Source organism: Frigidibacter sp. ROC022 (assembly GCF_024723735.1).
In the GTDB taxonomy this organism is placed as follows: domain Bacteria; phylum Pseudomonadota; class Alphaproteobacteria; order Rhodobacterales; family Rhodobacteraceae; genus SLM-1.
In genome coordinates this window covers 1,037,152-1,059,535 of sequence record NZ_JANQDU010000001.1, presented here as the reverse complement: position 1 = coordinate 1,059,535, position 22,384 = coordinate 1,037,152, and the positions used below count along the sequence as shown (strand labels likewise).

The window sequence follows — 22,384 nt, the reverse complement described above, 5'->3', positions numbered from 1 at the left end:
AAGGGATGACCGATGAATGCTCCGATCCGCGAGCCCTCGTTCCGCGAAAGCGTGGACCTCATGTTCAATCGCGCCGTGGCGCTGATGGATCTCAGCCCCGGGCTTGAAGAAAAGATACGGGTCTGCAACTCGACATATATCGTGCGCTTCGGGGTGCGCCTGCGCGGCCAGATCCAGACCTTCACCGGCTACCGGGCAGTGCATTCCGAGCACATGGAGCCGGTCAAGGGCGGCATCCGTTATGCCACCAACGTCAACCAGGACGAGGTCGAGGCGCTGGCGGCGCTGATGACCTACAAATGCGCGCTGGTCGAGGCGCCTTTCGGCGGCTCGAAGGGCGGGCTCTGCATCGACCCGCGGCAGTATGACGAACACGAGCTGGAGCTGATCACCCGCCGCTTCGCCTATGAACTGGCCAAGCGCGACCTGATCCACCCAAGCCAGAATGTCCCTGCCCCGGACATGGGCACCGGCGAACGCGAGATGGCCTGGATCGCCGACCAGTATTCCCGGATGAACACCCGCGACATCAACGCCCGGGCCTGCGTCACCGGCAAGCCGCTGCATGCCGGCGGCATCGCCGGCCGGGTCGAGGCGACCGGGCGCGGCGTGCAATACGCGCTGCGGGAGTTCTTTCGTCACCCCGAGGATACAAGGATCGCGGGCCTGTCGCCCACCTTGGACGGAAAGCGGGTGATCGTGCAGGGCCTCGGCAATGTCGGCTATCACGCCGCCAAGTTCCTTTCGGAAGAAGACGGCTGCAAGATCGTCGGGATCATCGAGCGGGACGGTGCCCTGCTGGACGAGAACGGCCTGCATGTCGAACAGGTCCGGGCCTGGATCTCGGCGCACGGCGGGGTCACCGGCTATGCCGACGCCACCCATGTCGAGGATGGCGCCTCGGTGCTGGAGATGCCCTGCGACATCCTGATCCCGGCGGCCCTGGAAGCCGTCATCAACCAGGGCAACGCCGAGCGGATCAAGGCGTCACTGATCATCGAGGCAGCCAACGGCCCGATCACTGCCGGGGCCGACGACGTGCTGCGCAAGAACGGCTGCGTCGTCATTCCCGACATGTATGCCAATGCCGGCGGCGTCACGGTCAGCTATTTCGAATGGGTCAAGAACCTGTCCCACATCCGTTTCGGGCGGATGCAGCGGCGGCAGGAGGAATCACGCCACGATCTGCTGATCCACGAACTGGAGCGGCTGTCGGCCGACAAGGGCCTGGGCTGGGAGCTTTCGCCGGGGTTCAAGGAACAGTATCTGCGCGGCGCCGGGGAACTGGAACTGGTGCGCTCCGGTCTGGATGACACGATGCGCGCGGCCTATGGCCATATGCGGGAGGTCTGGCATTCCCGCGGCGACGTGCCCGACCTGCGGGTCGCGGCCTATCTGGTGGCGATCTCGCGGGTCGCGGCCAGTTACCGCGCCAAGGGCCTTTAGGGCCGCCCTGCCCGCCTGATCCCGCCGCCCGTTAGCGGGGGGATCAGGTGTCGGAGCCTGCCGGGGCGCCGGGAAGGTCCTGCGGCCGGATGTCGTCGAACGAGGCGTAGCTGAAGTTGTAGAGCTGCGAATAGGGTCCGCCCGCCTCCATCAACTCGTCATGGCTGCCCTGCTCGATCAGCTCGCCCTTCTGCAGGACGATGATCTTGTCGGCGTCGCGGATCGTCGCCAGCCGGTGCGCGATGACCAGCCCGGTGCGCCCCTTCAGCAGGATCTGCAGGGCCTTCTGGATCTGCATCTCGGTATAGCTGTCGATACTGGCGGTGGCCTCGTCCAGCACCAGTATCCTGGCATCGGCCACCAGCGCCCGGGCAAAGCTGATCAGCTGCCGCTGGCCCAGCGACAGACTGCCGCCGCGTTCGCCCAGCATCTGCGCATAGCCGTCGGGAAGCGCCCGGATGAAGCCGTCGGCGCCCACGGCCCTGGCCGCCGCGACAACCTCTTCGTGGGTGGCATCGACCTTGTTGTAGCGGATGTTCTCCTCGACCGTGCCGGTGAACAGGAACGGCTCCTGCAGCACCATGGCGATCTGCCCGCCCAGCGAGGCCTGGGTGACAGAACGCACGTCGCGGCCGCCGACCAGCACCGCGCCCTCCTGCACGTCGTAGAACCGATGCACCAGCGACATGGCGCTGGACTTGCCCGAGCCGGTCGGCCCGACCAGCGCCACGGTCTGGCCCGGTTCGACCCGGAAGCTCAGGTGCTTCAGGATCGGCTGACCGGGATTGTAGCCGAAGGTGACATCGCGGAACTCGATCGAGCCATCCATGTCGGCCGGCAGTTCCTCGGCATCGGGCGCGTCCTGTATGTCCACCGCCACGTCGAGCACCTCGATCAGCCGGTGCCCCGAGGCCATGGCACGCTGCATCACCGAATACTGCAGGGTCAGGGCCCGGATCGGGTCGAAGAAGCGCTGGATGTAGAACAGGAAGGCCACCATCACCCCGACGTCCAGTTCATGGTCCAGCACCATGGCGCCGCCAAAGACCACCAGCACCGCCATGGCGATGCCGGTCAGGCTGTCGACGATCGGCACCATCACCTGGGCGAAACGGGCGGCGGTCCGGTGCGCGTCCAGATTGGCCCGGACCTTGTCGTCGTAGAGGGTGAAATTGACCTTCTGGCGGTCGAGGCTCTGCACGATGCGGACCCCGTGGATGCCCTCGGCAAGTGCGCCATTGGCGACCGAATTGGTCTCATGCGCCGCCATGAAGGCGCGCCGCGCCGGCGGCAGCCAGAACAGCCGGACCACGAAGAGCACCGGCAGCACCATCATCACCATCAGCCCCAGCTGCCAGTCGAGCCAGAGCATCAGCGCGATGATCCCGAACAGAAGCACGATGTCCCCGACCGAGAGCACCGAGGTTTCCAGGAATTCCTGCATCGCGTTGACGTCGCCCTGCAGCCGCGACATCAGCCGGCCGACCTCGGTCTTGTCCATGAAGGACAGCGAGACCCGTTGCAGATGGCTGAACATGGCGCTGCGGATGTCGAAGAGCACGTTCTCGGCCACCTTGCCGACCACGCTTTCCTGCACCCAGCTGGCGGCGAAATTGACCAGAATGGTCGCGCCGAAGACCAGGATCACCAGGTTCAGCGCGGTGCGGCCGCCGGTCTCTTCGGTCAGGCCGGAATCGATGGCGTGACGAATGATCAGCGGAATCGTCAGCTGCGTCGCGGTAAAGACCAGCACCGCCGCCACCGCCAGCGCCAGACGGAAGCGGTAGGGCCGGACGAATTGCCAGATCCGGCGGATGATGCGGCCGTCGAAGACCTTGCCGAACATCTGCTCCTCGATCCGGTGCGAGCCGACGACCGCGCGCGGCGGGCGCAGGCTGTCGCTCGGCGCCTCGCGCCGGTCACTGTCGCGGACCTCGGCCATCAGGCGGCTCCCTTCGGGCGGACCTGCAGGTCGTAGAGCGCCCGGTAGCGGCCGCCCAGCTGCAGCAGTTCGTCATGGCTGCCCTGTTCCACGATCCTGCCGTCCTCCAGATAGAGGATGCGGTCGGCATGCATCAGGGAACTGAGCCGATGCGCGACGATGATGGTGACGCGCCCGGCGGCCTTCTCCTGCATCGCCTCGCGGATCCGGCCCTCGGTATTGGCATCGACCGCGGCGGTGGAATCGTCGAAGACGAGGATCGCCGGGTCCAGCAGCAGCGTCCGCGCGATTGACATCCGTTGCCGCTGCCCGCCCGACAGAGAGGCGCCCCGCTCGCCGACAACGGTCCGATAGCCGGCGGGCAGGTCCTGAATATAGCGGTGCAGCTGCGCCGAGGCGCTGGCGCTGGCGATCCGGCTTTCCTGCGCCCAGGGGTCGCCATAGGCGATGTTGTTTTCCAGACTGGTGGTGAACAGGAAGACGTCCTGCTGCACCACCGCCACCGCATGGCGCAGCGACGAGACGGTGACATCGCGGATGTCCTGCCCGTCGATGGTGATCCGCCCCGCCGTGACATCGTAGAATCGGGGGATCAGATGCGCGATCGTTGTCTTGCCGCTGCCGGGCGGGCCGATCAGGCCGATGGTCTCGCCCCGCCGGGCCGAGAAGCTGATCCCCGACAGCACCGGACGGCCGCCCCCGGCATAGGCGAAATCGACATTCTCGAAGCGCAGCTCGCCCTTGGTGATCTCCAGCTCCGGGGCGCCGGGCTTGTCGGCGATGGTCGGAGCCAGATCGAGGATCGCGAAGAGCCGCGCCCCGCAGGTCGAGGTCCGCGCCAGCGAATTGACCAGCAGGCCCAGCTGGCGCACCGGCATCTGCAGGATCGTCATGAAGGTCAGGAAGGCGGCCAGGGTGCCGACGGTGATCTGGCCCGACAGGACCTTGTTGCCACCGACCCAGAGCACCAGGCCCATCGCCATCAGGAACGACAGGTTCATCGCACTGGTATTGCGGACCCGGAGATCGACCCGCTTGTGCGACAGGTCCAGCGCCCGCTCAGACGCGACGGCGAATTTCTGCAATTCATAGGGCGCCGCGGTAAAGGCACGGACCACCCGGATTCCGGCCAGGTTCTCTTCCATCACCCGGCTCAGTACCGAAAGCCGCTGTTGCAGTTCCAGCCAGGTGCCGCGCAGCCGCAACTGCGTCACCGAGGACCGCCAGGCCACGAAGGGCACGAAGCTCAGCGCCGTCAGCCCCAGCACCAGATCGGTCGAGAGCAGACGGTAGCCGCCGATCCCGATCAGCATGGTCAGCAGAACCATCCGGGTCAGGCTGGTCGAGAAGAACATCCGCACCCCGTCCAGATCCAGCAGCCCCAGGGTGATCAGGTCGCCGGAATGGGCCTGATCGTGAAAGTCGAAGCTCAATTGCTGAATCTTGCGGTAATAGGCCAGCCGCATCCGATAGCCGGTGGTATGACCGACCATCTCGCTGAAATAGTTCTGCGCCGTGGTGAAAAGCCCCCGCAGCACCGCCACCAGCAGCACCATCCCGGCGATCGACCACAACGCCTGCCGTGCCGCCTCGGCCTCGGACGGGCCGGCGGTCAGCACCTGGGTCTGGTCGATGGCGCGGCCGAGCAGCACCGGGATCAGCAGTTGCAGCCAGGCCGCGATCACGGTCGAGATCAGCGCGACGGCCACCATCCGGGGCGTCTTCAGATTGATCCGGACCACCCGGAAGATGGTGCGCAGACCGGCACGCCAACCCGCGGCGGCGGTGCGACGAAGCAATTCCTCGCGGGTCGGCACATCATGGGTCGGGCGGCTGGCCACGTTCAGGACTCAGACAGAATGAAAGGATGTTCGGAGACTTCGCCCGGCCGGCACAAGACTACAAGGCCAGGCGGTCCAGATTATGGAATATTCCGTGCTTTTGGCGGTTTTGAAGACCCTGAGGTATGGCTGACTATTTCCGGCCGACGCTGCGCCCCACCCCGTCGGGGCGCGGCAGCCTTGCGTGCGCCTCGGCAATCGCCCCCAGCCGGGCCGCCAGTTCCGGCTCGGGATCGCAGGCCTTGCGGGTCTCCAGGCTGACATGGATCAGCATGTGCTCGCCGGTCGCCAGCAGCCGGTCGCCGCCGGGTTCCTCGGCGAACATCCGGTGAAACAGATGCATCTTCTTGCCCCGCCCCTCCAGCACCAGCGTCTCGACCCGGATCATCGCCCCGGCCAGAACCTCGTCGATATGGCGGATATGCGTTTCGGCGGTAAAGAAGCTGCCGCCGCGGGCCAGATAGGCCGGATCGACACCGATCAGCAGCATGATCCGGTCGGTGGCATCGCCGAATGCATGCAGATAGCGCGCCTCGGTCATGTGGCCGTTGTAATCGGTCCAGTCGAGCGGCACCGCGCGACGCAGGCTTTCGATCGGCCGGCCCAGATCGCCCGGTTCCGGGCGCAGCCGCTCATCCTGGGCCTTCAGCAGTTGCCCTGCCCCCCAGTTCTGGCCCTTCAGCCCGCGGAGAATGGCGACCAGATTGTGATCGCGGATCCGTTCCAGATCGCGGATCGAACGGGCGCCCGACTGGGCGTCGGACTGGCTGGCGATCCGTTCGACCAGCGCGTCGTCCAGCTCGGGCACATCCGTCAGCCTGGTCCAGGGCCAGGAAAGCGCCGGGCCGAACTGGGCAATGAAATGCCGCATCCCGGCCTCGCCCCCCGCGACCCGGTAGGTCTCGAACAGGCCCATCTGCGCCCAACGCAGGCCGAAGCCATAGCGGATCGCGTCGTCGATCTCCTCCGTGGTGGCGACCCCGTCACGCACCAGCCACAGCGCCTCGCGCCAGACCGCTTCCAGCAGCCGGTCGGCGATATGGCCGTCGATCTCGGCCCCGACCTTCAGGGGATGCATCCCGATCCCGGTCAGGATCCGGGCGGCGCGGTCGGTCACGTCCGCCGGGTTGGCGGGCGAGGCGACCAGTTCGACCAGCGGCAGCAGATAGACCGGATTGAACGGATGGGTGACGAGGATCTGCCCCGGCCGCGCCGAGCCTTCCTGCAACTGCGAGGGTCTGAAGCCCGAGGTCGAGGAGCCGATGATCGCCCCGGGGTCCGCCGCCGCCTCGATCTCGCGATAGATGCGGTGCTTGAGTTCCAGTCGCTCGGGCACGCTTTCGCCGATCCACTCGGCCCCCGCGACCGCCTCGGCCAGGGTTTCATGCAGACTCAGCCGCCCCTCGCCGGGCAGCGCCACGTCCAGCAGACCGGGCAGCGAGGCGCGGGCATTGTCGAGCACCGCCGCCAGCTTGCGCGCCGCCTCGGGGTCGGGGTCATGAACCCGGACGTCCCAGCCCATCAGCAGGAACCGCGCCACCCAGCCGGCGCCGATCACCCCGCCCCCGATTATCGCCGCAACGCCTGCCATGTCAGCCTCCACATCGGGTGAAACGGATCGGATCGCCGCCGCCGAAGAACATCCACAGCACGTCCGGCTCGGCCAGCATCAGCAGCCGGGGTTCTTGGTAGCTGTCGCCCTCGCTTTCACAGGACAGCATCAGCGTCCACCATGCGGCATCCTCCGGCCAGCGCCGGATTTCGGTGACCGAGCAGCTGTTCTCGTAGCCCGAGACCTCCTCGGCGGTGACCAGGATCGGCGCCGGGCTATGGCTGCCGATCCGGTCGGCATGGGCGCACCAGTCCGGCTCGGCGGCCCATTTGCCTTCGAAGGCCTCTTCGGCCGGGGCCGCCGTGGCGCAGGCCAGCGCCAGCGTCGCCAGGGGAACGATCCGCGCCATCAGAGCACCTCCAGCCGGGACAGGTCATAGCCGTTGAAGTCCAGCACCCGGCGCGCCGCCTCGAGCCGGTCGGAGGAGATCGGACCGCCCCGGTTGAGCACCGCGCCGATCTGGCCATCGGGGCTCCCCAGGACCAGGGTCCGGTAATCGGCATCGACCCAGAGCACCCAGAGCACCTCCCTGCCCACCTCCAGCCGCCCCGGCCCCACCCTGCGCAGCGGCGCGCGGCCCCGAACCGGCAGATAGCGCCCGGGCCCGCTGATCGCGGCGCCGCCCGAGGTGATCCGGTAAACCCCTGCAGCGGCGGAACCACGCGGATAGCCGGCCACCTCGCGCCAGTCACCCTCCAGCCGCGATTGTTCGAAAAGTGCAATCGAGCTGATCGGCACATCCGGGTCGCGCGGGCTGCCATGCGGGCCGTTTCCGGGGAATCCGCAGGCTGAAACCAGCAAAAGGGCCAAGACACACCCGGCCCTAGTCAATGCAGATCGTCCCGGGCTGGCCGTTGTCGCCCAGGATATCCTGGCAGCCGAACAGCGGGATGACCGGGGCGCAGGTCCGGGACCGCGCCAGGCACAGCCCCTCGCAATCGGACCCGGCGCTGCAGGACTTTCCGCCATCCCGGGTGTTGCGGTAACAAACATTGAAATCTCCCAATCCGCCGCGTCCCCAGCGTCCGCCGCTCTTTTCGCAGGCTTCCTTCTGGGCCGCCGCGTCGGCGGGCACCGGCCCGCCCAGCAGGCCGTCATCCTCGGGCGCCTTGGTCTCGCAGCCGTTCAGCGCCAGGACCAGCAACAGGGGCAGGATCAGCTTCATGCCGGCACCGGCGCGCGCTTGTGCAGGCCCAGTTTCAGGCGCACCTCCTCGGGCCCCAGTACCCTTGCCCCCATCGCTTCGACAAGCCCCACGGCCCGCTCCACCAATTGTTCGTTTTGTGCAAGCTGCCCCTTGGCCAGCCAGAGGTTGTCCTCGAGCCCGACCCGCACGTTTCCGCCCGCCAGCACCGAGGCCGCGACATAGGCCATCTGGTTCCGCCCCAGGCCGAAGGCCGAAAAGCACCAGTCCGGCGGCACGTTCTGCACCATCGCCAGGAAGGTCGGCAGATCGTCCGGCGCCCCCCAGGGCACGCCCATGCAGAGCTGCACCAGAGCCGGGCCGCGCAGCACGCCCTCCTCCACCAGCCGCCTGGCGAACCAGAGATGCCCGGTGTCGAAGGCCTCGATCTCGGGCCGCACCCCGAGTTCGGTCATCATCGCGCCCATCGCCCGCAACATGCCCGGCGTGTTGGTCATCACGTAATCGGCCTCGGCGAAATTCATCGTGCCGCAGTCAAGCGTGCAGATCTCGGGCAGGCAGGCGGCGATATGGGCCATCCGCTCCCCGGCGCCGGCCATGTCGGTGCCGGGTCCGGGCGGCATCGGGCGCTCGGGTGGGCCAAAGACGATATCGCCGCCCATCCCCGCGGTGAGGTTCAACACCACGTCGACCTCGGAATCGCGAATCCGCTCGGTCACTTCGCGGTAAAGGTCGAGCCGCCGCGACGGCGCCCCGGTCTCGGGATCGCGGACATGGCAATGCACCACCGCCGCCCCGGCGCGGGCCGCGGCTATGGCGCTGTCGGCAATCTGCTCGGGGCTGCGCGGCACATGCGGCGAGCGATCCTGCGTCGCCCCCGATCCGGTGACGGCGCAGGTGATGAAGACTTCGCGGTTCATGGCCAGTGGCATGTTCGCCTCCCATCCGTCCCCCGAAAGGGAATGCGATTTCGACCGGTTCCGCAAGGGCTGGCACGGCTCGGACCGGAATGGTGCCGAAAGCCCCTGCCCTTGCCCCCGGGGCCGGGCGCGGACCGGATCAGAACGGCATCGGCCAGGCCTTGTGTGCCGCCGCGATCTCGTCCAGCACCTCGGCGCTCAGGGTGACATCGACCGCAGCCAGGTCATTGGCCAGCTGCGCTTCGGTGGTGGCCCCCAGGATCGCCGAGCCGAGGAACGGCCGGGACAGGACGAAGGCCAGCGCCATCTGCGCCGGGTCCAGCCCGTGACGTTTGGCGATCGCCATATAGGCCTCGACCGCGCCCCAGACCCGCGGGGTGATCCGGCCGCCCAGTTCGGGCGAACGGGCGCGGCGCGACGGGGTCGGGATCATCCCGGCACCGTATTTTCCGGTCAGCAGCCCGGTGGCCAGGGGCGAGAAGGCCAGAAGCGCCACGTTCTCGTGATGGCTGACCTCGGCCAGGTCCAGGTCATAGAGCCGGCAGAGCAGCGAATATTCGTTCTGCACGCTGGCCACCCGCGGCCCGCCGCAGGCCGCCGCGGTGCGGTTCCAGGCGATCACCCCCCAGGCGGTCTCGTTCGAGAGGCCGAAGGCCCGGATCCGTCCGGCCTTCACCTGCGCCGCCAGTTCGCCCATCACCTCGGCCATGTTCTCGGCCACCGCCGCGGTGTTCTGCACCGAGGGGTCATAGGTCCAGTTGCGCCGGAAGGACCAGGTGCCGCGGTTCGGCACATGCAACTGATAGAGGTCGATGACATCGGTCTGCAAACGCCGCAGGCTGTCCTCGATGCAGTTGCGCACCGTCACCGCGGTGATCGGCGCGCCGCCCCGCGCCGCCTGCCCGGCGCCCGCCGCCTTGGTCGCCAGGATCACCTTGTCGCGCTTGCCGGACTTGGCAAACCAGTTGCCGATGATCTTTTCGGTATTGCCGATGGTTTCGACCCGCACCGGGTTGACCGGATACATCTCGGCAGTGTCGATGAAATTGACCCCGGCCTCCAGGGCCATGTCGATCTGCCGATGGCCCTCGGCCTCGGTGTTCTGCGATCCCCAGGTCATCGACCCGAGGCAGAGCGTCGAGACCTTCAGGCCGCTGTCACCCAGAGTACGGTATTTCATGGCTGTTCCCCGGTTGCTGTCCGGGGTGCAGCTATAGCGGGCCATACGTCAGGCGCAAGCGGTCGGCAAACGCGGCCTCATGCCGTGGACGGGCTCAGGGCCTCACATAGGCATAGCCCTGTTCCTGCAGTTCGATCAGCCGGACCACGCCCGAGGGCACCACCTCGGCCTCGTCGAGCAGGGTCATCTTGTGGCCGAGCTTCTTCTCCATCGCCGCCATCGTGTTGGCGCAGGCCGAGAAGGAGATGTCGTCCAGTTCCAGCGACATCATCGCGATCCGGTCCTTCATCGGACTGCCCTCCAGCAGGATCGCCAGGCCGGGGCCATAGGCGACCAGCTCGATCACCACCTTGTCGCCCTGCGAGGCGTAATAGGCGGCGACGTTCTGGGCGTTGTTCAGCGCCATGTTCATCAGCGGCGGGTCGCCTTCGTCGACATGGATGGCGACATGGTGGGTCTGGCCTTCGGCCATGGCGGCCATCGGCAAGGCGATCGGGGCCAGCGCGATCAGCGCGGCGCAGGTCAGTTGTTTCATTTGGTCCTCCCTCTATAGGATTACGATATCCGAATATTCTAATGAGTCAGCAAAAACTTTCCCCGGGCCTTGGCAGCTCCGGTCGGGAAGATTAGAACATAACGGGAACACCATGAATGACCGCATGCCGATCAACCTGCTGCCCCGGAACGGAACCGGCACCGACCGGCGCCCTGCCCTGCGCTTCGCGGGCGAGGTGGCGCTGACGCTGGCCCGGGTGCATGAGCTGTGCGGCGCGGCGCGTCGCAGCCTGGCGGCGATGCTGGCGGGTCAGCTCCTGGCCGAGACCGGCGGCCCGGTGGTCTGGATCCAGCCGGCCTGGCGGGTCGAGCGGCTGAACGGCGAGGCGCTGGCCGCACTGGCCGATCCGGGGCGGTTCCTCTTCGTCTACCCGCGCCGGCCCGAGGACATGCTCTGGACATTGGAAGAGGTGCTGCGGTCGGGCGCGGTGGCGCTGGCGCTGGCCGATCTGCCCGGGCCGCCGGGGCTGACCCCGGTCCGGCGGCTGCACCTGGCGGCCGAGGCCGGGGCCGAGAGAGCCCGGCACCATCCGCTGGGCCTGCTGCTGACCCCGGGCGCCGGCGGTGCCCCGGGGGTCGAGAGCCGCTGGCAGATCGAGCCGGACCATCGCGGCCGCACGGAGGGCGGGCCGGGCTGGCAGCTGTCGCGGCGCCGCTCGCGGCTGGCGCCGCCGAAGGACTGGCGGCTGGTCCACCGCGACGGCAGGTTCCGGCTAGAGGAGATCGCGCGGGCGGCGGCAGGGTAACGCCGGCACGCCCCCTACTTGATCTCGGTCCGCCAGCTGTGCTTCGGCTTGAACCCCAGCAGGGTCTTCGCCTTGCTGATCGAGAACAAGGTCTCGTCCTCGCCCATCTCGCGTTTCATCGGCACACCCTGGTAGAACTGCGCCACGATCTCCGAGGTCTTCAGCCGCACCGAGTGATCCTCGTTCGCCACGTTGAATATCTGATAGCCCAGCCCGTCGGTCTTCAGGCAGAGATCGACCATCTGGCCCAGGTCGCGGGCATCGATATAGGCGAAGAAATTGCGCCGCCGCACTTCGGGGTGATCCAGCCAGTAGGGAAAGTCGTCGCGATACTGCTCGGGCGCGATCACGTTGTTGATCCGCAGCCCGTAGATGTCGATCCCCGAACGGGCCTGAAAGCTGCGCGCCGTCGCCTCGTTGCAGACCTTGGACATGGCATAGCTGTCATGCGGCACCACGTCATATTCCTCGTCCACAGGCAGATAGTCGGGCTTGCGCTCGCCATCCGCGAAACAGACGCCATAGGTGGTCTCGCTCGAAGCAAAGACCACCTTGCGGATGCCCAGCTTCACCGCCGCCTCGATCACCCGGTAGGTGCCCATGGTGTTGACCCGGAAACACTCGTCATCGGTGGTAATGAGAATCCGCGGGATCGCGGCGAAATGCACCACCGCGTCGAACTTCGGCACCCCGGTGCCCGGCTCCAGCTCGTCGAAATTGGCGTAAGAGGTGAGGGCGTTGAAGACATGGCCGGAGTCGGTGATGTCGCCGATCAGGTTGTCGACGCCGGGCAGGTCCAGCGGTTTCAGGTCGAAGTTCACCACCCGGTGTCCCTGGGCCTGCAGCCAGGGCACGACCACCCGTCCCGCCTTGCCGCTGCCGCCGGTGAAGAGAATGCGCATGATTGGTCCTCCCGTTCTGCGGCGCCGGTTATGAACCCGAGTCGGCGAAAGGGCAAATGACATGCGCATCAGGATTTGCCATGCTGCCGGGAACAACGGCGGAGGACGGACGGACAATGAGCATGCTGGAAACACTCGTGATGGTGATCGACGCCATGGAGGCCCCTCCGCCACGGACCGCGCCCCCCGCGCCATCCGCCCGCCGCGCCGCCGCCGACGCGCCGATGAACACCGCTCCCGGGGCGGCGGCCGCGCCGCAATCCGCCCCGGCCGAGATGAACGCGGCGCCGGGACGGCCATCCCCCGCCGCGCCGGCGGCGCCGCAGGCCGCCGGCGGTTTCGGCGCTCTCCTGCGCCGGGCCCAGGGCGGTGCGGCTCCGGGCCGGGGCGGCGACATCGGCGCGGCGCTGGACGATCTCTCGGCGCTCTCACGTCCCGGCGGCAGCGCCCGCCGCCGCCCGGCCCCGCCGCGGCGGCCCGCGCCCGACGCGCCGCAATCCTCGGCCGGCCGCCGCGCTGCGCCCGACCCGCAGGAAGAACTCGCCCGGCTGCTGATCCGGGCAATGCTGCAGGCCGCCAAATCCGACGGCCGCATCGACCGCGAGGAGCGCGGCCGGATCATCGAGCGGATGGGCCGCCCCGGCCATGCCGAAATGGAGTTCCTCCAGGCCGAGATGGATCGCCCGGTCGATCTTCCCGGCCTCGTCTCGGAAACACCCGAGGGCGCCGAGGCGCAGGTCTACATGATGTCTCTTCTGGCGATCCGTCTCGACGAACAGTCCGAAGCACAATATCTGCACGGGCTGGCCCAGGGTCTCGGTCTCGACCCCGCGGCGGTCAACGCGATCCACCAGCGCCTCGGCGCCCCGCCGCTCTACCGCTAGCCGCGCCCTGCCCCGATCTTCGGGGCCCAAATACTCCGGGGGGAGGCGCAGCCGGGGGGCAGCGCCCCCCTTCCCCGGCCAGCCGACCCGCGCCGCTCGTCTAGAGTCCGAACAGGAGTTGCCAGATCCCCGCGGCATAGAACATCAGGCTGAGCGTCAGCATGATCAGCCCCAGCCCGCGCAGGTCCTTCATCGCGAAGACGATCGGGTCGTAGTCCTGCTTGCCGGTATAGCCGAGCCAGACCATGCGGATCAGCCAGGCCGCCATCGGCAGCATCGCCACCCACAGCAACCAGCGCAGCGGATAGAGCGTCCGCGCCTGTTCGGTGAAGGTATAGAGGAAGAAGGTCAGCAAGGCGCCGACCACGCCGAGGATCGCCACGTTCAGCAGGTCGCCCCGGTCGGGCCGGCCATAACCGCGGCCCGGCAGCCGCTCGTCCGAGGTCGCCAGGGTCAGCTCGGTCAGCCGCTTGACCCCGCCGAGCGCGATGAAGACCGGGAAGATCCAGACCAGCAGGAAGCCCGAGACATAGACGGCGCCCGCCGCCGCGCCCGCGACCACCCGGATGGTATAGAGCGAGGCCAGCGTGGCGATGTCGATCCAGCGCAGCCGCTTCAGCCGCAGCGAATAGGCTAGCGACAGAGCCATATAGAGCATCACGATCCAGAAGAACGGCGCCCCCAGCCAGAGGCCCAGCACCAGGGCGCCCAGCCCCATCACGCCCGAGGCCCACATCCCGATCCGGATCGGCACCGCGCCGCTGGCAAAGGGCCGGCGAAACTTGGTCGGATGCAGCCGGTCGGCCTCGAGGTCCAGCAAGTCGTTGACCACATAGATCGACGAGGCCGCCATCGAGAAGGCCGCCATGCCGATCAACACATGCAGCAGGGTCGCCAGGGCAAAGTTGTGCGCCGCCAGCATCGGCACCAGCAGCAGCACGTTCTTGACCCATTGATGCGGCCGCAGCGCCCGGACCAGGTCGCGGGCCTTCCAGCCGCCGGGATATTCGGCCACGTTCTGCCCGGCCCGGGTCATCGCCCCGGTCACCCGCGGCAGGTCGCCCACCACCAGCGCATTCTCGGCATGGTCCCAGATGTCGCGGTCCACCGGCTCGTTGCCGGCGTAGTCAAAGCCCTTCTCGCCATAGGCGGCGACCAGGGCCTGCGCCTTGGCCCTGCCCTTCAGGTTCACCACCCCGTCCGAGGCAAAGACCCGCTCGCTCAGCCCGTGGTCGGCGGCCAGCCGCTTCACCAGCTGCTCGTCCGAGGCCGAGGCCAGCACCACCTCGCGTCCCGCCTCGACCGAGCTCTTCGCCAGATCGAGCAGTTCCGGCGAGACCGGCAGCAGATCGGTGCGCAGCGGCGCGATCCCGGCCAGCTGGCGTTTCAGCGCCGCCGGGTCGCGCCAATGGGCGATGCAGGCCGACAGCACGGCGCCCGGGTTCCGGCCCAGGCCGGCCCAGAAGCACTCGAACAGCATGTCGGTCCGCAGAAAGGTGCCGTCCACGTCAAGCACAAGGGGTTTGATCGGGGCCATGGGTCTCTCTCGGCTCGGCTTGCTGTTCAGTCGTTCCGCGCCGCGCGCACCATGAAGACGCAGCCGTCACCGGGCAGCTGCGGCGGGGTCACGCAAAGCCCGCGCGCCACCTTCCAGGCCGCCAGCACCTTGGGCACATAGCCGCGGGTCTCGGGATAGGGCGGCACCCCTGCATTCTTGCGCACCGCGCCCTCGCCGGCATTGTAGCCGGCCAGGGCCAGCACCGCATCATCCGAGAATTCGCCCATCAGCCAGTCCAGATAGGCGACGCCGCCCTTGATGTTCTGCACCGGGTCGGTGGCCTCGGTCACCCCGAAGCGCGCCGCGGTGTCGGGCATCAGCTGCATCAGCCCCTGCGCCCCGGCGCCCGAAACCGCCGCCGCATTGCCGCCGCTCTCGACCGCGATCACCGCCAGCACCAGCGCCGGCGACACCTTGGTGCCGATCGTGGCCTTCAGGATTTCGGTGCCATGCGCCGCGGCAATGCCTTGCAGGGTCTGCAGGCGCGGCGCGTTCACCCCCTTGCCTGCCGGCGCCTTGGACAGCGCCTCGACCGCAGCCAGGAACCGGCCCCCTCCGGGAGAGAGACCGATATCGGGAGAGACCGCATTCCAGTACCAGGCATAGGCGTCGCCGGCCGGGGCGGCGGCGACCGCATTGCCGGCATCATCCCCTTCCCCGGCCTTGTCTCCGGTCTTGTCCTTGCGCTTGCCCGGCGGCGGCGGATAGGGCTCGGTGATCTGCACGGTGATCCGTTTCGCCGTGCTGCCCTTCTTCGGCGCGGCCACGCGCTTGAAGGTGAAATCCTTGAACTCCGGGGCGTCCCCGGCAACGACCGGCGCCACCGGCGCAAGCCCGCCCGCGCAGAGTAGAACTGTCAGGCCGAACGTCGGGCCAAGAGCCGGAAATATCCGCATCGGTGTCTGCCTCGGGTCGGTTTCTTTGTTATTGCCGCCGAGACTGGCAAATGCAGCCCCGCTTGGCCAGTCCCGAGCCTTCCCGCCGCGCGCAAGGGATTCTGGCTATGGCATTCCTGCCATTGGTGGCGCCCAGCACCGACGAAACGTTGCGGAAACAGCACGACGGCCCGCGCCGCCACAATTGCCCGACCCGCGCCGCATTCTCGCCGCAATCCGGCAGGCATTTGAATGCACCGGCCCGGGACAGACCCAGCAGAGGTCTGCCTGCCGGCAGAGACAATCGGGCAAGAATGAGGGTCCAATGAAGCTTTTCAAGTTCACCAAGAAGTTCCGCGATGCCGAAGACGGCGCGGTGACCGTTGACTGGGTCGTGCTGACCGCCGCCATCGTCGGCCTCGGCCTGGCCGTCATGTCGACCGTTCGCGGCGGCGCCAATGGCCTGGCCAGCAAGATCTCGACCGGTCTGGGCAGCATCTCGGTCAGCACCAACTGATCGAAGGCCCAGGACGAGACGAACCATCCAGGGGCGGCGGCCGGCACGGGGCGCCGCCCCTTTTCTTTGCGAGTGGCGGCCAGGCGATCGACGAAACCCCTTGTTTTCAGGCCCCCGCCACAAAATTTCTTCGCAATCAGTCCGAAAATACCCGTTTCGGGTCCAATTCATGCCCGATTCCTCGCGCTTATTGCGAGCATTCCAAGGCGGTGGCCGGATGCACCGGATAGCGCGCATGGATTTGTAAACAGTTCTACGGAGGGACCTATGAAACTGTTCAAGATGACCAAAAGATTCCAGAAAGACGAAGACGGTGCTGTGACCGTCGACTGGGTCGTGCTGACCGCCGCCATCGTCGGCCTCGGCCTGGCCGTCATGTCGACCGTTCGCGGCGGCGCCAATGGCCTGGCCAGCAAGATCTCGACCGGCCTCGGCAGCATCTCGGTCAGCACCAACTGATCGAACGCGCCTCACCGGCATAGTTCAGGGCCGCGACCGTCACCGGTCGCGGCCCTTTCTTCTGTCTGAAGACAAATGAGCCCTCGGACTGGTCCGACGTCCGTCAAGCGCCCCGCAGCTGCCGCGGAACTCGATTCGGGACAAAGCCCGGCAGGCCGCACGCAACACCGCAGAATCGCTTGGAATTGACTCTGAAATTGTACGATTCGCGCCCAACTCCCGCCCGAATCTGACGGCAAACAGGAAGCATCCAAGCGAGACGCCAGATTACCTGGTCCCTCGCCAAGGATGTTCAAGCAGCTCCACGGAGGGACCATCATGAAACTGTTCAAGATCACCAAGAAGTTCCAGCAAGACGAAGACGGTGCCGTCACCGTTGACTGGGTCGTGCTGACCGCCGCCATCGTCGGCCTCGGCCTGGCCGTCATGTCGACCGTTCGCGGCGGCGCCAATGGCCTGGCCAGCAAGATCTCGACCGGCCTCGGCAGCATCTCGGTCAGCACCAACTGATCGAACGCGCCTTACCGGCCAAGTTCAGGGCCGCGACCGTCACCGGTCGCGGCCCTTTTCCTTAAATGACCAACCCGATCCGCAGCTCGCGCAGCCTTTTCGTCCGGTTCCCGGGCCGGGCCGGATCGCCATCCGGAAACGGTCTTTCCCTTTAAACGGTCCTGCGGGCGTCAAATTTCAGCCGTAATCGGCATGCAATTTCATTGCGGGGTCAAGGCCGCCCGGAGCGGCGCAGAGTCGGAGTACGAAAGATGATGAAACTCTTCCGCAAGGTCCGCGAGGACGAAGATGGCGCCGTGACCGTCGATTGGGTGGTTCTTACCGCCGCGGTTGTCGGAATGGGCCTGGGCGTTGTTGCCATCATGCGCAGCGGACCTACCAATATCGGCAATTCGATTTCCAGCACGCTGGCATCGAGCATTACCGTCGCGACCCAATAGGCTTTGCCTCCTGGTTGACGGGTGCGCAACAATTCCTCGGATCTCCGCCATTATACCGCAAAATGGCCAAGATTGGCTGGCAGAGAGGATACGACCCGGAACAAGACCTGCCGCATGGCGGGACAGACGGGAAGTGAAAGGAACTCAACATGCGCATGGTCTTTGGACTTGTTCTCATTCTCGGCATCGGGCTGGCCGGTTTTGCGGTCTACATGGCCCGGGGCTATGTCAGCGAATATCAGGCTGAATTGCAGGCCGAACGCGCCGCCAGGGCGCAGATCGTGCCGACCAAGGAAGTCTATGTCGCCACCCGCCCCGTGCGCTATGGTGAACGCCTGAAGCCGGAAGACGTTCGGGCCGTGCCCTGGCCGGAAACCGCCCTCCCCGAGGGCGCGTTCCTCGTCGCCGACGGCACCCTGTTCCCCAAGGATGAAAAAGAGCTGCGCACGGTCACGCGCGCGATGGAAAAGGACGAGCCGATCCTGGCCGTCAAGGTCACCGAGCCAGGCGAGGATGCCGGGGTCTCGTCGCGACTGTCCAAGGGCATGCGGGCCTTCGCCATTCAGGTCGATGTGCAGACCGGCGTCTCGGGCTTCCTGCGCCCGGGTGACCGGGTCGACATCTACTGGACCGGCAACGTCGTCATGAACGGCCCGGATGGGCCGGTTCGCGGCGACATCACCAAGCTGATCGAAGCCGGCGTGTCCCTGATCGCGGTCGACCAGTCCGCCGACGGCGACCGGAACAACCCCTCGATCGCGCGCACCGTGACGGTCGAGCTGACCCCGCAACAGGTCGCCTCGCTGGCCCAGGCGCAATCCTCGGGCCGCCTGTCGCTCAGCCTTGTCGGCGCTTCGGACAACACCGTGGCGGAAGCCGCCAATGTCGATCAGCGCACCCTGCTGGGCATCGAGGAACGCAAGGTCGTCCAGGCAGAAGAGCAGAAGGTCTGCACGATCAAGACCCGCAAGGGCGGCGAGCTGATCGAAGTTCCGGTGGAATGCACCAACTGATCGGGTAACACTTTCAGTCCGAAAAGGCCGCGCCAGGGAAACCCGGCGCGGCCTTTTTGCATGTGCCGCGGGGCCGCCCGCGCCGGGCATCCTGACGCCCCGCCGCGACGCCAACCCCTGCTGCGAAAACTGTAACCCTGTGACTTATCCACATCAGCAACGCAGGGCAACCGTTTGAACGTTGCAATAAAAGCCGAGTTGACGCATGCTTTCGACAATCGGGCAGAAAAGACCCAATCCAGAGGCGTGATCGGAGAGGCAGGATCACAATGAAAATCGACAGATTTCTACAGGCCGCGCTTGTCGGCTTTTCGCTGGCACTGGCACAAGCCGCTCCTGCCGGAGCAGAAACGCTGCGTGTCATGTCGGGTTCACCTTCGGGTTCGCTCAACGTTCCCATGAACCGGGCCGTGGTCGTCGAGAGTGACGTCCCGTTTGCCGAACTTTCGATCGCCAACCCCAACATCGCGGATATTTCCACGCTGTCGGACCGGACGATCTATGTGCTGGGCAAGGCGCCGGGCCGCACCACGCTGACCCTTCTGGGGCCGGACGGGCGGCTGATCACCAATGTCGAGGTGCAGGTCGCCCCCGACATCGCCGAATTCAAGGAGCGTCTGCAACAGATTCTCCCGGGCGAGAAGATCGAGGTCCGCACCGCCAATGACGGCATCGTGCTGTCGGGCACCGTCAGCTCGATCATCGCACTGGACCGGGCGCTCGACCTGGCCGAGCGTTACGCGCCGGAGCGGGTCTCGAACCTGATGAGCGTCGGCGGCACCCAGCAGGTCATGCTGAAGGTGCGCTTCGCCGAGATGTCGCGTTCGGTGTCCAAGTCGCTCTCGTCCTCGCTGGCGGTCCGCAACAACAGTTCGCTGGGCGCGATCGGCGGCACCGGGCAGTTCACCGACAACGGCAACATCGTCTCGGCGCTCGATGGCAACCCGGCCACCGCGCCGGCCTCGGGCAACGAGGCCGAAGGGCGCTTTACCCTGGGCTTCAATGCCGGCGGGATGGAATTCGCGGTGCTTCTGGAAGCGCTGGAATCCAAAGGGGTGGTGCGCACCCTGGCCGAACCGAACCTCACCGCCCTCTCCGGGCAGGAGGCCAGCTTCTTGGCGGGTGGCGAATACCCGATCCCGGTGGTCGGCTCCGACGGCAATGTCACCATCCAGTACAAGCCCTTCGGGGTCGAGCTGAAGTTCACCCCCCGGGTCGTGGACGGCGATATCATCAACCTGGAAATGAAGGCGGCGGTTTCGGGCATCGACTCGACGGTCACCTTCAACAACAACGGCTTCTCGGTCTCGGCCTTCCGGCGTCGCGAAACCGCGACGACCGTGGAGATGCGCGACGGCGAGAGCTTTGCCATCGCCGGCCTGTTGCAGGATGATTTCCAGGATCTCAGCGGCCAGGTGCCTTGGCTGGGCGACATCCCGGTTCTCGGTGCCCTGTTCCGTTCGGCCAACTACGAACGCAACCAATCGGAACTGGTGATCATCGTCACCCCGCATCTCGTGACCCCGATCCGGGGTGAGGCGCTGGCGCTTCCGACCGATCGCGTCAAGCCGCCAAGCGAGGCCGATCTGTTCCTTCGCGGCAAGACCGTTGCCCAGCCCGGTGCGGCTGGCGAGGTCGCCAAGCAGGACTTCAACGGCCCCTATGGCTATGTGATGGAGTGAGGCGCATGTTGGCACAGAAATCCACGACGATCCTTCTCGTTTCTTCGATGCTGGCGCTCGGCGCCTGCACCGAGGGCAGCCAGTGGAACGGCGAGGCCGGAAAGTTCCTCGACGAGGGTGGCTTCGGCAACCCGACGATGAACAACAGGCTGATCATGTCGGGCGAGCTCGACTATGTGGTCAACCTCAACCAGCGCTTTGCCAACGACGTTCCGACCATGGTGAACTTCGCGTTCAACTCGGCCACGCTGGATGGTCAGGCCCGGGCGATCCTGGACAAGCAGGCCGACTGGATCCGGCAGTTCCCCGAGGTCAAGTTCAAGGTCTTCGGTCATACCGACCTGGTCGGTTCGAACGCCTACAACAAGCGTCTTGGCCTGCGCCGCGCCAATGCGGTGGTCGCCTATCTCGCGACCCGCGGCATCTCGCGCTCGCGCCTGCAGGCGGTGGTCTCCTACGGCGAGACCCAGCCCCTGATCGTGACCCAGGACAAGGAGCGCCGCAATCGCCGCACGGTGACCGAGGTTTCCGGATTTGTCGGGCGTCACCCGACGATCCTGAACGGCAAGTATGCCCAGGTCATCCATCGCGAATATGTCGAAAGCGCGACCGAGGTCTCCTCGAAGAACGAAGCCGGCACCGTGGACAGCGCCGGAAACTAAGCCCAGCTCTCCGGTCAGGCTCTAATGACCGGTCGGTAAACGATTGGGCGAAAGCCGCAGGATCACCACGTGATTCCGAAATAATACGCGCCTTTCGCCCAATTGTTGCCCTTATTTCCCAGCACTTTCAATTCGTGGGGCCGGTTTGGCGGCAATATGCCGGAATCGGACGGAAGGGGATTGCGCAAAGCTCCGGGGGATATCGGGGCATGCACGGGTCCTGGCACGATTGAAAGGACGTTGAGGTATGTCGAGTACGCCTGCATTGCGACCAGAGGCTGCACCGATCGTGGCTTGCACGATCTCGCGGGACGTTCAGAACTTCGATCTTCTGATCGAGGATATGGAAACCGAATGCGGCGAAGCCTGGGGCGACCTGTCCTTTGCGGATGCCCGGCAATTCCTGGCGCAACCTGATGCCTCGCATCTGAAGTTCGTGGCCGTGGCCATCGACAACGAGGACGAGGACAACCTTGCCGGCGTCGTCGATGTGATCCGCACCGCCATCAAGCAGGGCATCAAGGTCATCGTGATCGCCGAGGAAGTCTCGCCGATCGCCCTGCACCAGCTGCTCAAGCTCGGGGCCGAGGAATTCGTTCCCTACCCGCTGCCCGACGGCGCGCTGCACGATGCGCTGGAGCGGATGAACAAGCCCCCTGCCCCGGCGCCCGAAGCCCAGCCTGCCAACCAGGTGCTCAAGGCCACCGGCGACCGCGAAGGCGTCATCCTGCCGGTACAGGGCATGGCCGGCGGAAACGGCGCGACCACATTCGCGGTCAACCTGGCCTGGGAACTGGCCAATATCGACAAGAAGTCCCCGCCGCGCGTCTGCATTCTGGACCTCGACCTGCAACATGGCTCGGTCTCGACCTATCTCGACCTGCCGCGCCGCGAAGCCGTCTACGAGATGCTCAGCGACACCGAAGGGATGGACAGCGAGTCCTTCATGCTGGCCCTGCAGCCGTTCAACGAAAAGCTGCATGTGCTGACCGCCCCGTCCGACCTGCTGCCGCTCGACCTCATCAACCCGGCCGACGTGGCCAAGATTCTCGAAGTCGCCCGGACCAATTTCGACTATGTCGTCGTCGATATGCCGAAGACCTTCGTGCAATGGACCGAGACCGTCCTGCACGAGGCCCATGTCTATTTCGCCCTGCTCGAACAGGACATGCGCTCGGCGCAGAACTGCCTGCGGATCATCCGGGCCCTGAAGGGCGAGGAACTGCCCTACGAGAAGCTGCGCTATGTGATGAACCGGGCGCCGGGGCAGTTCGACCTGTCCGGCAAGAGCCGGATCAAGCGGATGGCCGAAAGCCTGGACATCGACATCGAACTGCTGATGCCCGACGGCGGCAAGCAGGTGACGCAATCCAATGACCACGGCCTGCCCCTGGCCGAGAGCGCCGCGAAGAACGCGCTGCGCAAGGAAATCCAGAAACTGGCCAAGTCGGTGCATGAGGTCAACCAGTCGGTGGCCTCGAAAGCCGCCTGAGGTC

At 66.4% G+C, this 22,384-nt stretch carries 23 protein-coding genes; 11 read left to right on the top strand and 12 right to left on the bottom strand.

The window, feature by feature from the left end; genetic code table 11:
* Positions 1-12: 12 nt before the first annotated feature.
* Positions 13-1,446 carry a Glu/Leu/Phe/Val family dehydrogenase gene (locus NUW50_RS05105; RefSeq protein ID WP_258287983.1) on the top strand — a complete coding sequence of 478 codons (1,434 nt, stop codon included), beginning with the start codon at positions 13-15 and terminating at the stop codon, positions 1,444-1,446.
* 43 nt (positions 1,447-1,489) lie between these two features.
* Here the strand turns inward: NUW50_RS05105 and NUW50_RS05100 are convergent, their stop codons facing one another.
* The 9 genes from NUW50_RS05100 to NUW50_RS05060 all read right to left on the bottom strand — a co-directional run bounded on the left by NUW50_RS05100 (position 1,490) and on the right by NUW50_RS05060 (position 10,620).
* Entirely contained in the window at positions 1,490-3,388 is a 1,899-nt protein-coding gene (locus NUW50_RS05100) for an ABC transporter ATP-binding protein (RefSeq protein ID WP_258287982.1), read from the bottom strand.
* Positions 3,388-5,229: an ABC transporter ATP-binding protein gene (locus tag NUW50_RS05095; RefSeq protein WP_258287981.1), complete on the bottom strand. Its 1,842-nt coding sequence runs from the start codon at positions 5,227-5,229 to the stop codon at positions 3,388-3,390. Before NUW50_RS05095 ends, NUW50_RS05100 begins: the two co-directional genes overlap by 1 nt.
* Positions 5,230-5,362: 133 nt before the next feature.
* Entirely contained in the window at positions 5,363-6,820 is a 1,458-nt protein-coding gene (locus NUW50_RS05090) for a carnitine 3-dehydrogenase (RefSeq protein ID WP_258287980.1), read from the bottom strand.
* Between the two features lies 1 nt (position 6,821).
* Positions 6,822-7,190 (bottom strand): hypothetical protein, encoded by a 369-nt coding sequence (locus NUW50_RS05085; RefSeq protein WP_258287979.1) that lies wholly within the window; start codon positions 7,188-7,190, stop codon positions 6,822-6,824.
* On the bottom strand, positions 7,190-7,651 hold the full coding sequence (locus tag NUW50_RS05080; protein ID WP_258287978.1) for a lipocalin family protein: 462 nt from the start codon (positions 7,649-7,651) through the stop codon (positions 7,190-7,192). The genes NUW50_RS05085 and NUW50_RS05080 overlap by 1 nt, the downstream gene beginning before the upstream one ends.
* Before the next feature lie 13 nt (positions 7,652-7,664).
* Positions 7,665-8,006, bottom strand: coding sequence for a hypothetical protein (locus tag NUW50_RS05075; protein WP_258287977.1), 342 nt, complete (start codon positions 8,004-8,006; stop codon positions 7,665-7,667).
* Complete coding sequence (locus tag NUW50_RS05070; RefSeq protein ID WP_258287976.1) at positions 8,003-8,917, bottom strand: 3-keto-5-aminohexanoate cleavage protein; 915 nt, start codon at positions 8,915-8,917, stop codon at positions 8,003-8,005. Before NUW50_RS05070 ends, NUW50_RS05075 begins: the two co-directional genes overlap by 4 nt.
* A gap of 127 nt (positions 8,918-9,044) precedes the next feature.
* Positions 9,045-10,085 (bottom strand): aldo/keto reductase, encoded by a 1,041-nt coding sequence (locus NUW50_RS05065; protein WP_258287975.1) that lies wholly within the window; start codon positions 10,083-10,085, stop codon positions 9,045-9,047.
* A gap of 94 nt (positions 10,086-10,179) precedes the next feature.
* Complete coding sequence (locus NUW50_RS05060; RefSeq protein WP_258287974.1) at positions 10,180-10,620, bottom strand: DsrE family protein; 441 nt, start codon at positions 10,618-10,620, stop codon at positions 10,180-10,182.
* A gap of 124 nt (positions 10,621-10,744) precedes the next feature.
* Here NUW50_RS05060 and NUW50_RS05055 point away from each other — a divergent pair, with 124 nt between their 5' ends.
* Positions 10,745-11,386 carry an ImuA family protein gene (locus tag NUW50_RS05055; RefSeq protein ID WP_443135089.1) on the top strand — a complete coding sequence of 214 codons (642 nt, stop codon included), beginning with the start codon at positions 10,745-10,747 and terminating at the stop codon, positions 11,384-11,386.
* A gap of 14 nt (positions 11,387-11,400) precedes the next feature.
* Here the strand turns inward: NUW50_RS05055 and NUW50_RS05050 are convergent, their stop codons facing one another.
* Positions 11,401-12,288, bottom strand: a complete 888-nt coding sequence (locus NUW50_RS05050) for an NAD-dependent epimerase/dehydratase family protein (protein ID WP_258287972.1) — start codon at positions 12,286-12,288, stop codon at positions 11,401-11,403.
* 122 nt (positions 12,289-12,410) lie between these two features.
* Between NUW50_RS05050 and NUW50_RS05045 the strand changes: the two genes are divergently transcribed.
* The gene (locus NUW50_RS05045) at positions 12,411-13,172 is read left to right on the top strand and encodes a tellurite resistance TerB family protein (protein WP_258287971.1); all 762 of its coding nucleotides are present in this window, start codon (positions 12,411-12,413) and stop codon (positions 13,170-13,172) included.
* A 100-nt stretch (positions 13,173-13,272) separates the two neighbouring features.
* Here the strand turns inward: NUW50_RS05045 and NUW50_RS05040 are convergent, their stop codons facing one another.
* Complete coding sequence (locus tag NUW50_RS05040; RefSeq protein WP_258287970.1) at positions 13,273-14,709, bottom strand: UbiA family prenyltransferase; 1,437 nt, start codon at positions 14,707-14,709, stop codon at positions 13,273-13,275.
* Between the two features lie 26 nt (positions 14,710-14,735).
* The gene (locus tag NUW50_RS05035; protein ID WP_258287969.1) at positions 14,736-15,626 is read right to left on the bottom strand and encodes a lytic transglycosylase domain-containing protein; all 891 of its coding nucleotides are present in this window, start codon (positions 15,624-15,626) and stop codon (positions 14,736-14,738) included.
* A gap of 304 nt (positions 15,627-15,930) precedes the next feature.
* On the opposite strand from NUW50_RS05035, the gene NUW50_RS05030 reads away from it, so the two are divergent.
* From NUW50_RS05030 to NUW50_RS04995, 8 genes are all read left to right on the top strand, one after another.
* On the top strand, positions 15,931-16,122 hold the full coding sequence (locus NUW50_RS05030) for a hypothetical protein (protein WP_258287968.1): 192 nt from the start codon (positions 15,931-15,933) through the stop codon (positions 16,120-16,122).
* Between the two features lie 267 nt (positions 16,123-16,389).
* Positions 16,390-16,581 (top strand): Flp family type IVb pilin, encoded by a 192-nt coding sequence (locus tag NUW50_RS05025; RefSeq protein WP_258287967.1) that lies wholly within the window; start codon positions 16,390-16,392, stop codon positions 16,579-16,581.
* 318 nt (positions 16,582-16,899) lie between these two features.
* Positions 16,900-17,091, top strand: coding sequence for a hypothetical protein (locus NUW50_RS05020; protein ID WP_258287966.1), 192 nt, complete (start codon positions 16,900-16,902; stop codon positions 17,089-17,091).
* A 251-nt stretch (positions 17,092-17,342) separates the two neighbouring features.
* Positions 17,343-17,531, top strand: coding sequence for a Flp family type IVb pilin (locus NUW50_RS05015; protein WP_258287965.1), 189 nt, complete (start codon positions 17,343-17,345; stop codon positions 17,529-17,531).
* 149 nt (positions 17,532-17,680) lie between these two features.
* A complete protein-coding gene (gene cpaB / locus NUW50_RS05010) occupies positions 17,681-18,544 on the top strand; it encodes a Flp pilus assembly protein CpaB (protein WP_258287964.1) in 864 nt (287 codons plus the stop codon).
* A 269-nt stretch (positions 18,545-18,813) separates the two neighbouring features.
* Positions 18,814-20,226, top strand: coding sequence for a type II and III secretion system protein family protein (locus tag NUW50_RS05005; RefSeq protein ID WP_258287963.1), 1,413 nt, complete (start codon positions 18,814-18,816; stop codon positions 20,224-20,226).
* Between the two features lie 47 nt (positions 20,227-20,273).
* Positions 20,274-20,888: an OmpA family protein gene (locus tag NUW50_RS05000; RefSeq protein WP_258288307.1), complete on the top strand. Its 615-nt coding sequence runs from the start codon at positions 20,274-20,276 to the stop codon at positions 20,886-20,888.
* A gap of 247 nt (positions 20,889-21,135) precedes the next feature.
* Entirely contained in the window at positions 21,136-22,380 is a 1,245-nt protein-coding gene (locus tag NUW50_RS04995) for an AAA family ATPase (RefSeq protein WP_258287962.1), read from the top strand.
* The last annotated feature ends 4 nt before the right edge of the window (positions 22,381-22,384 follow it).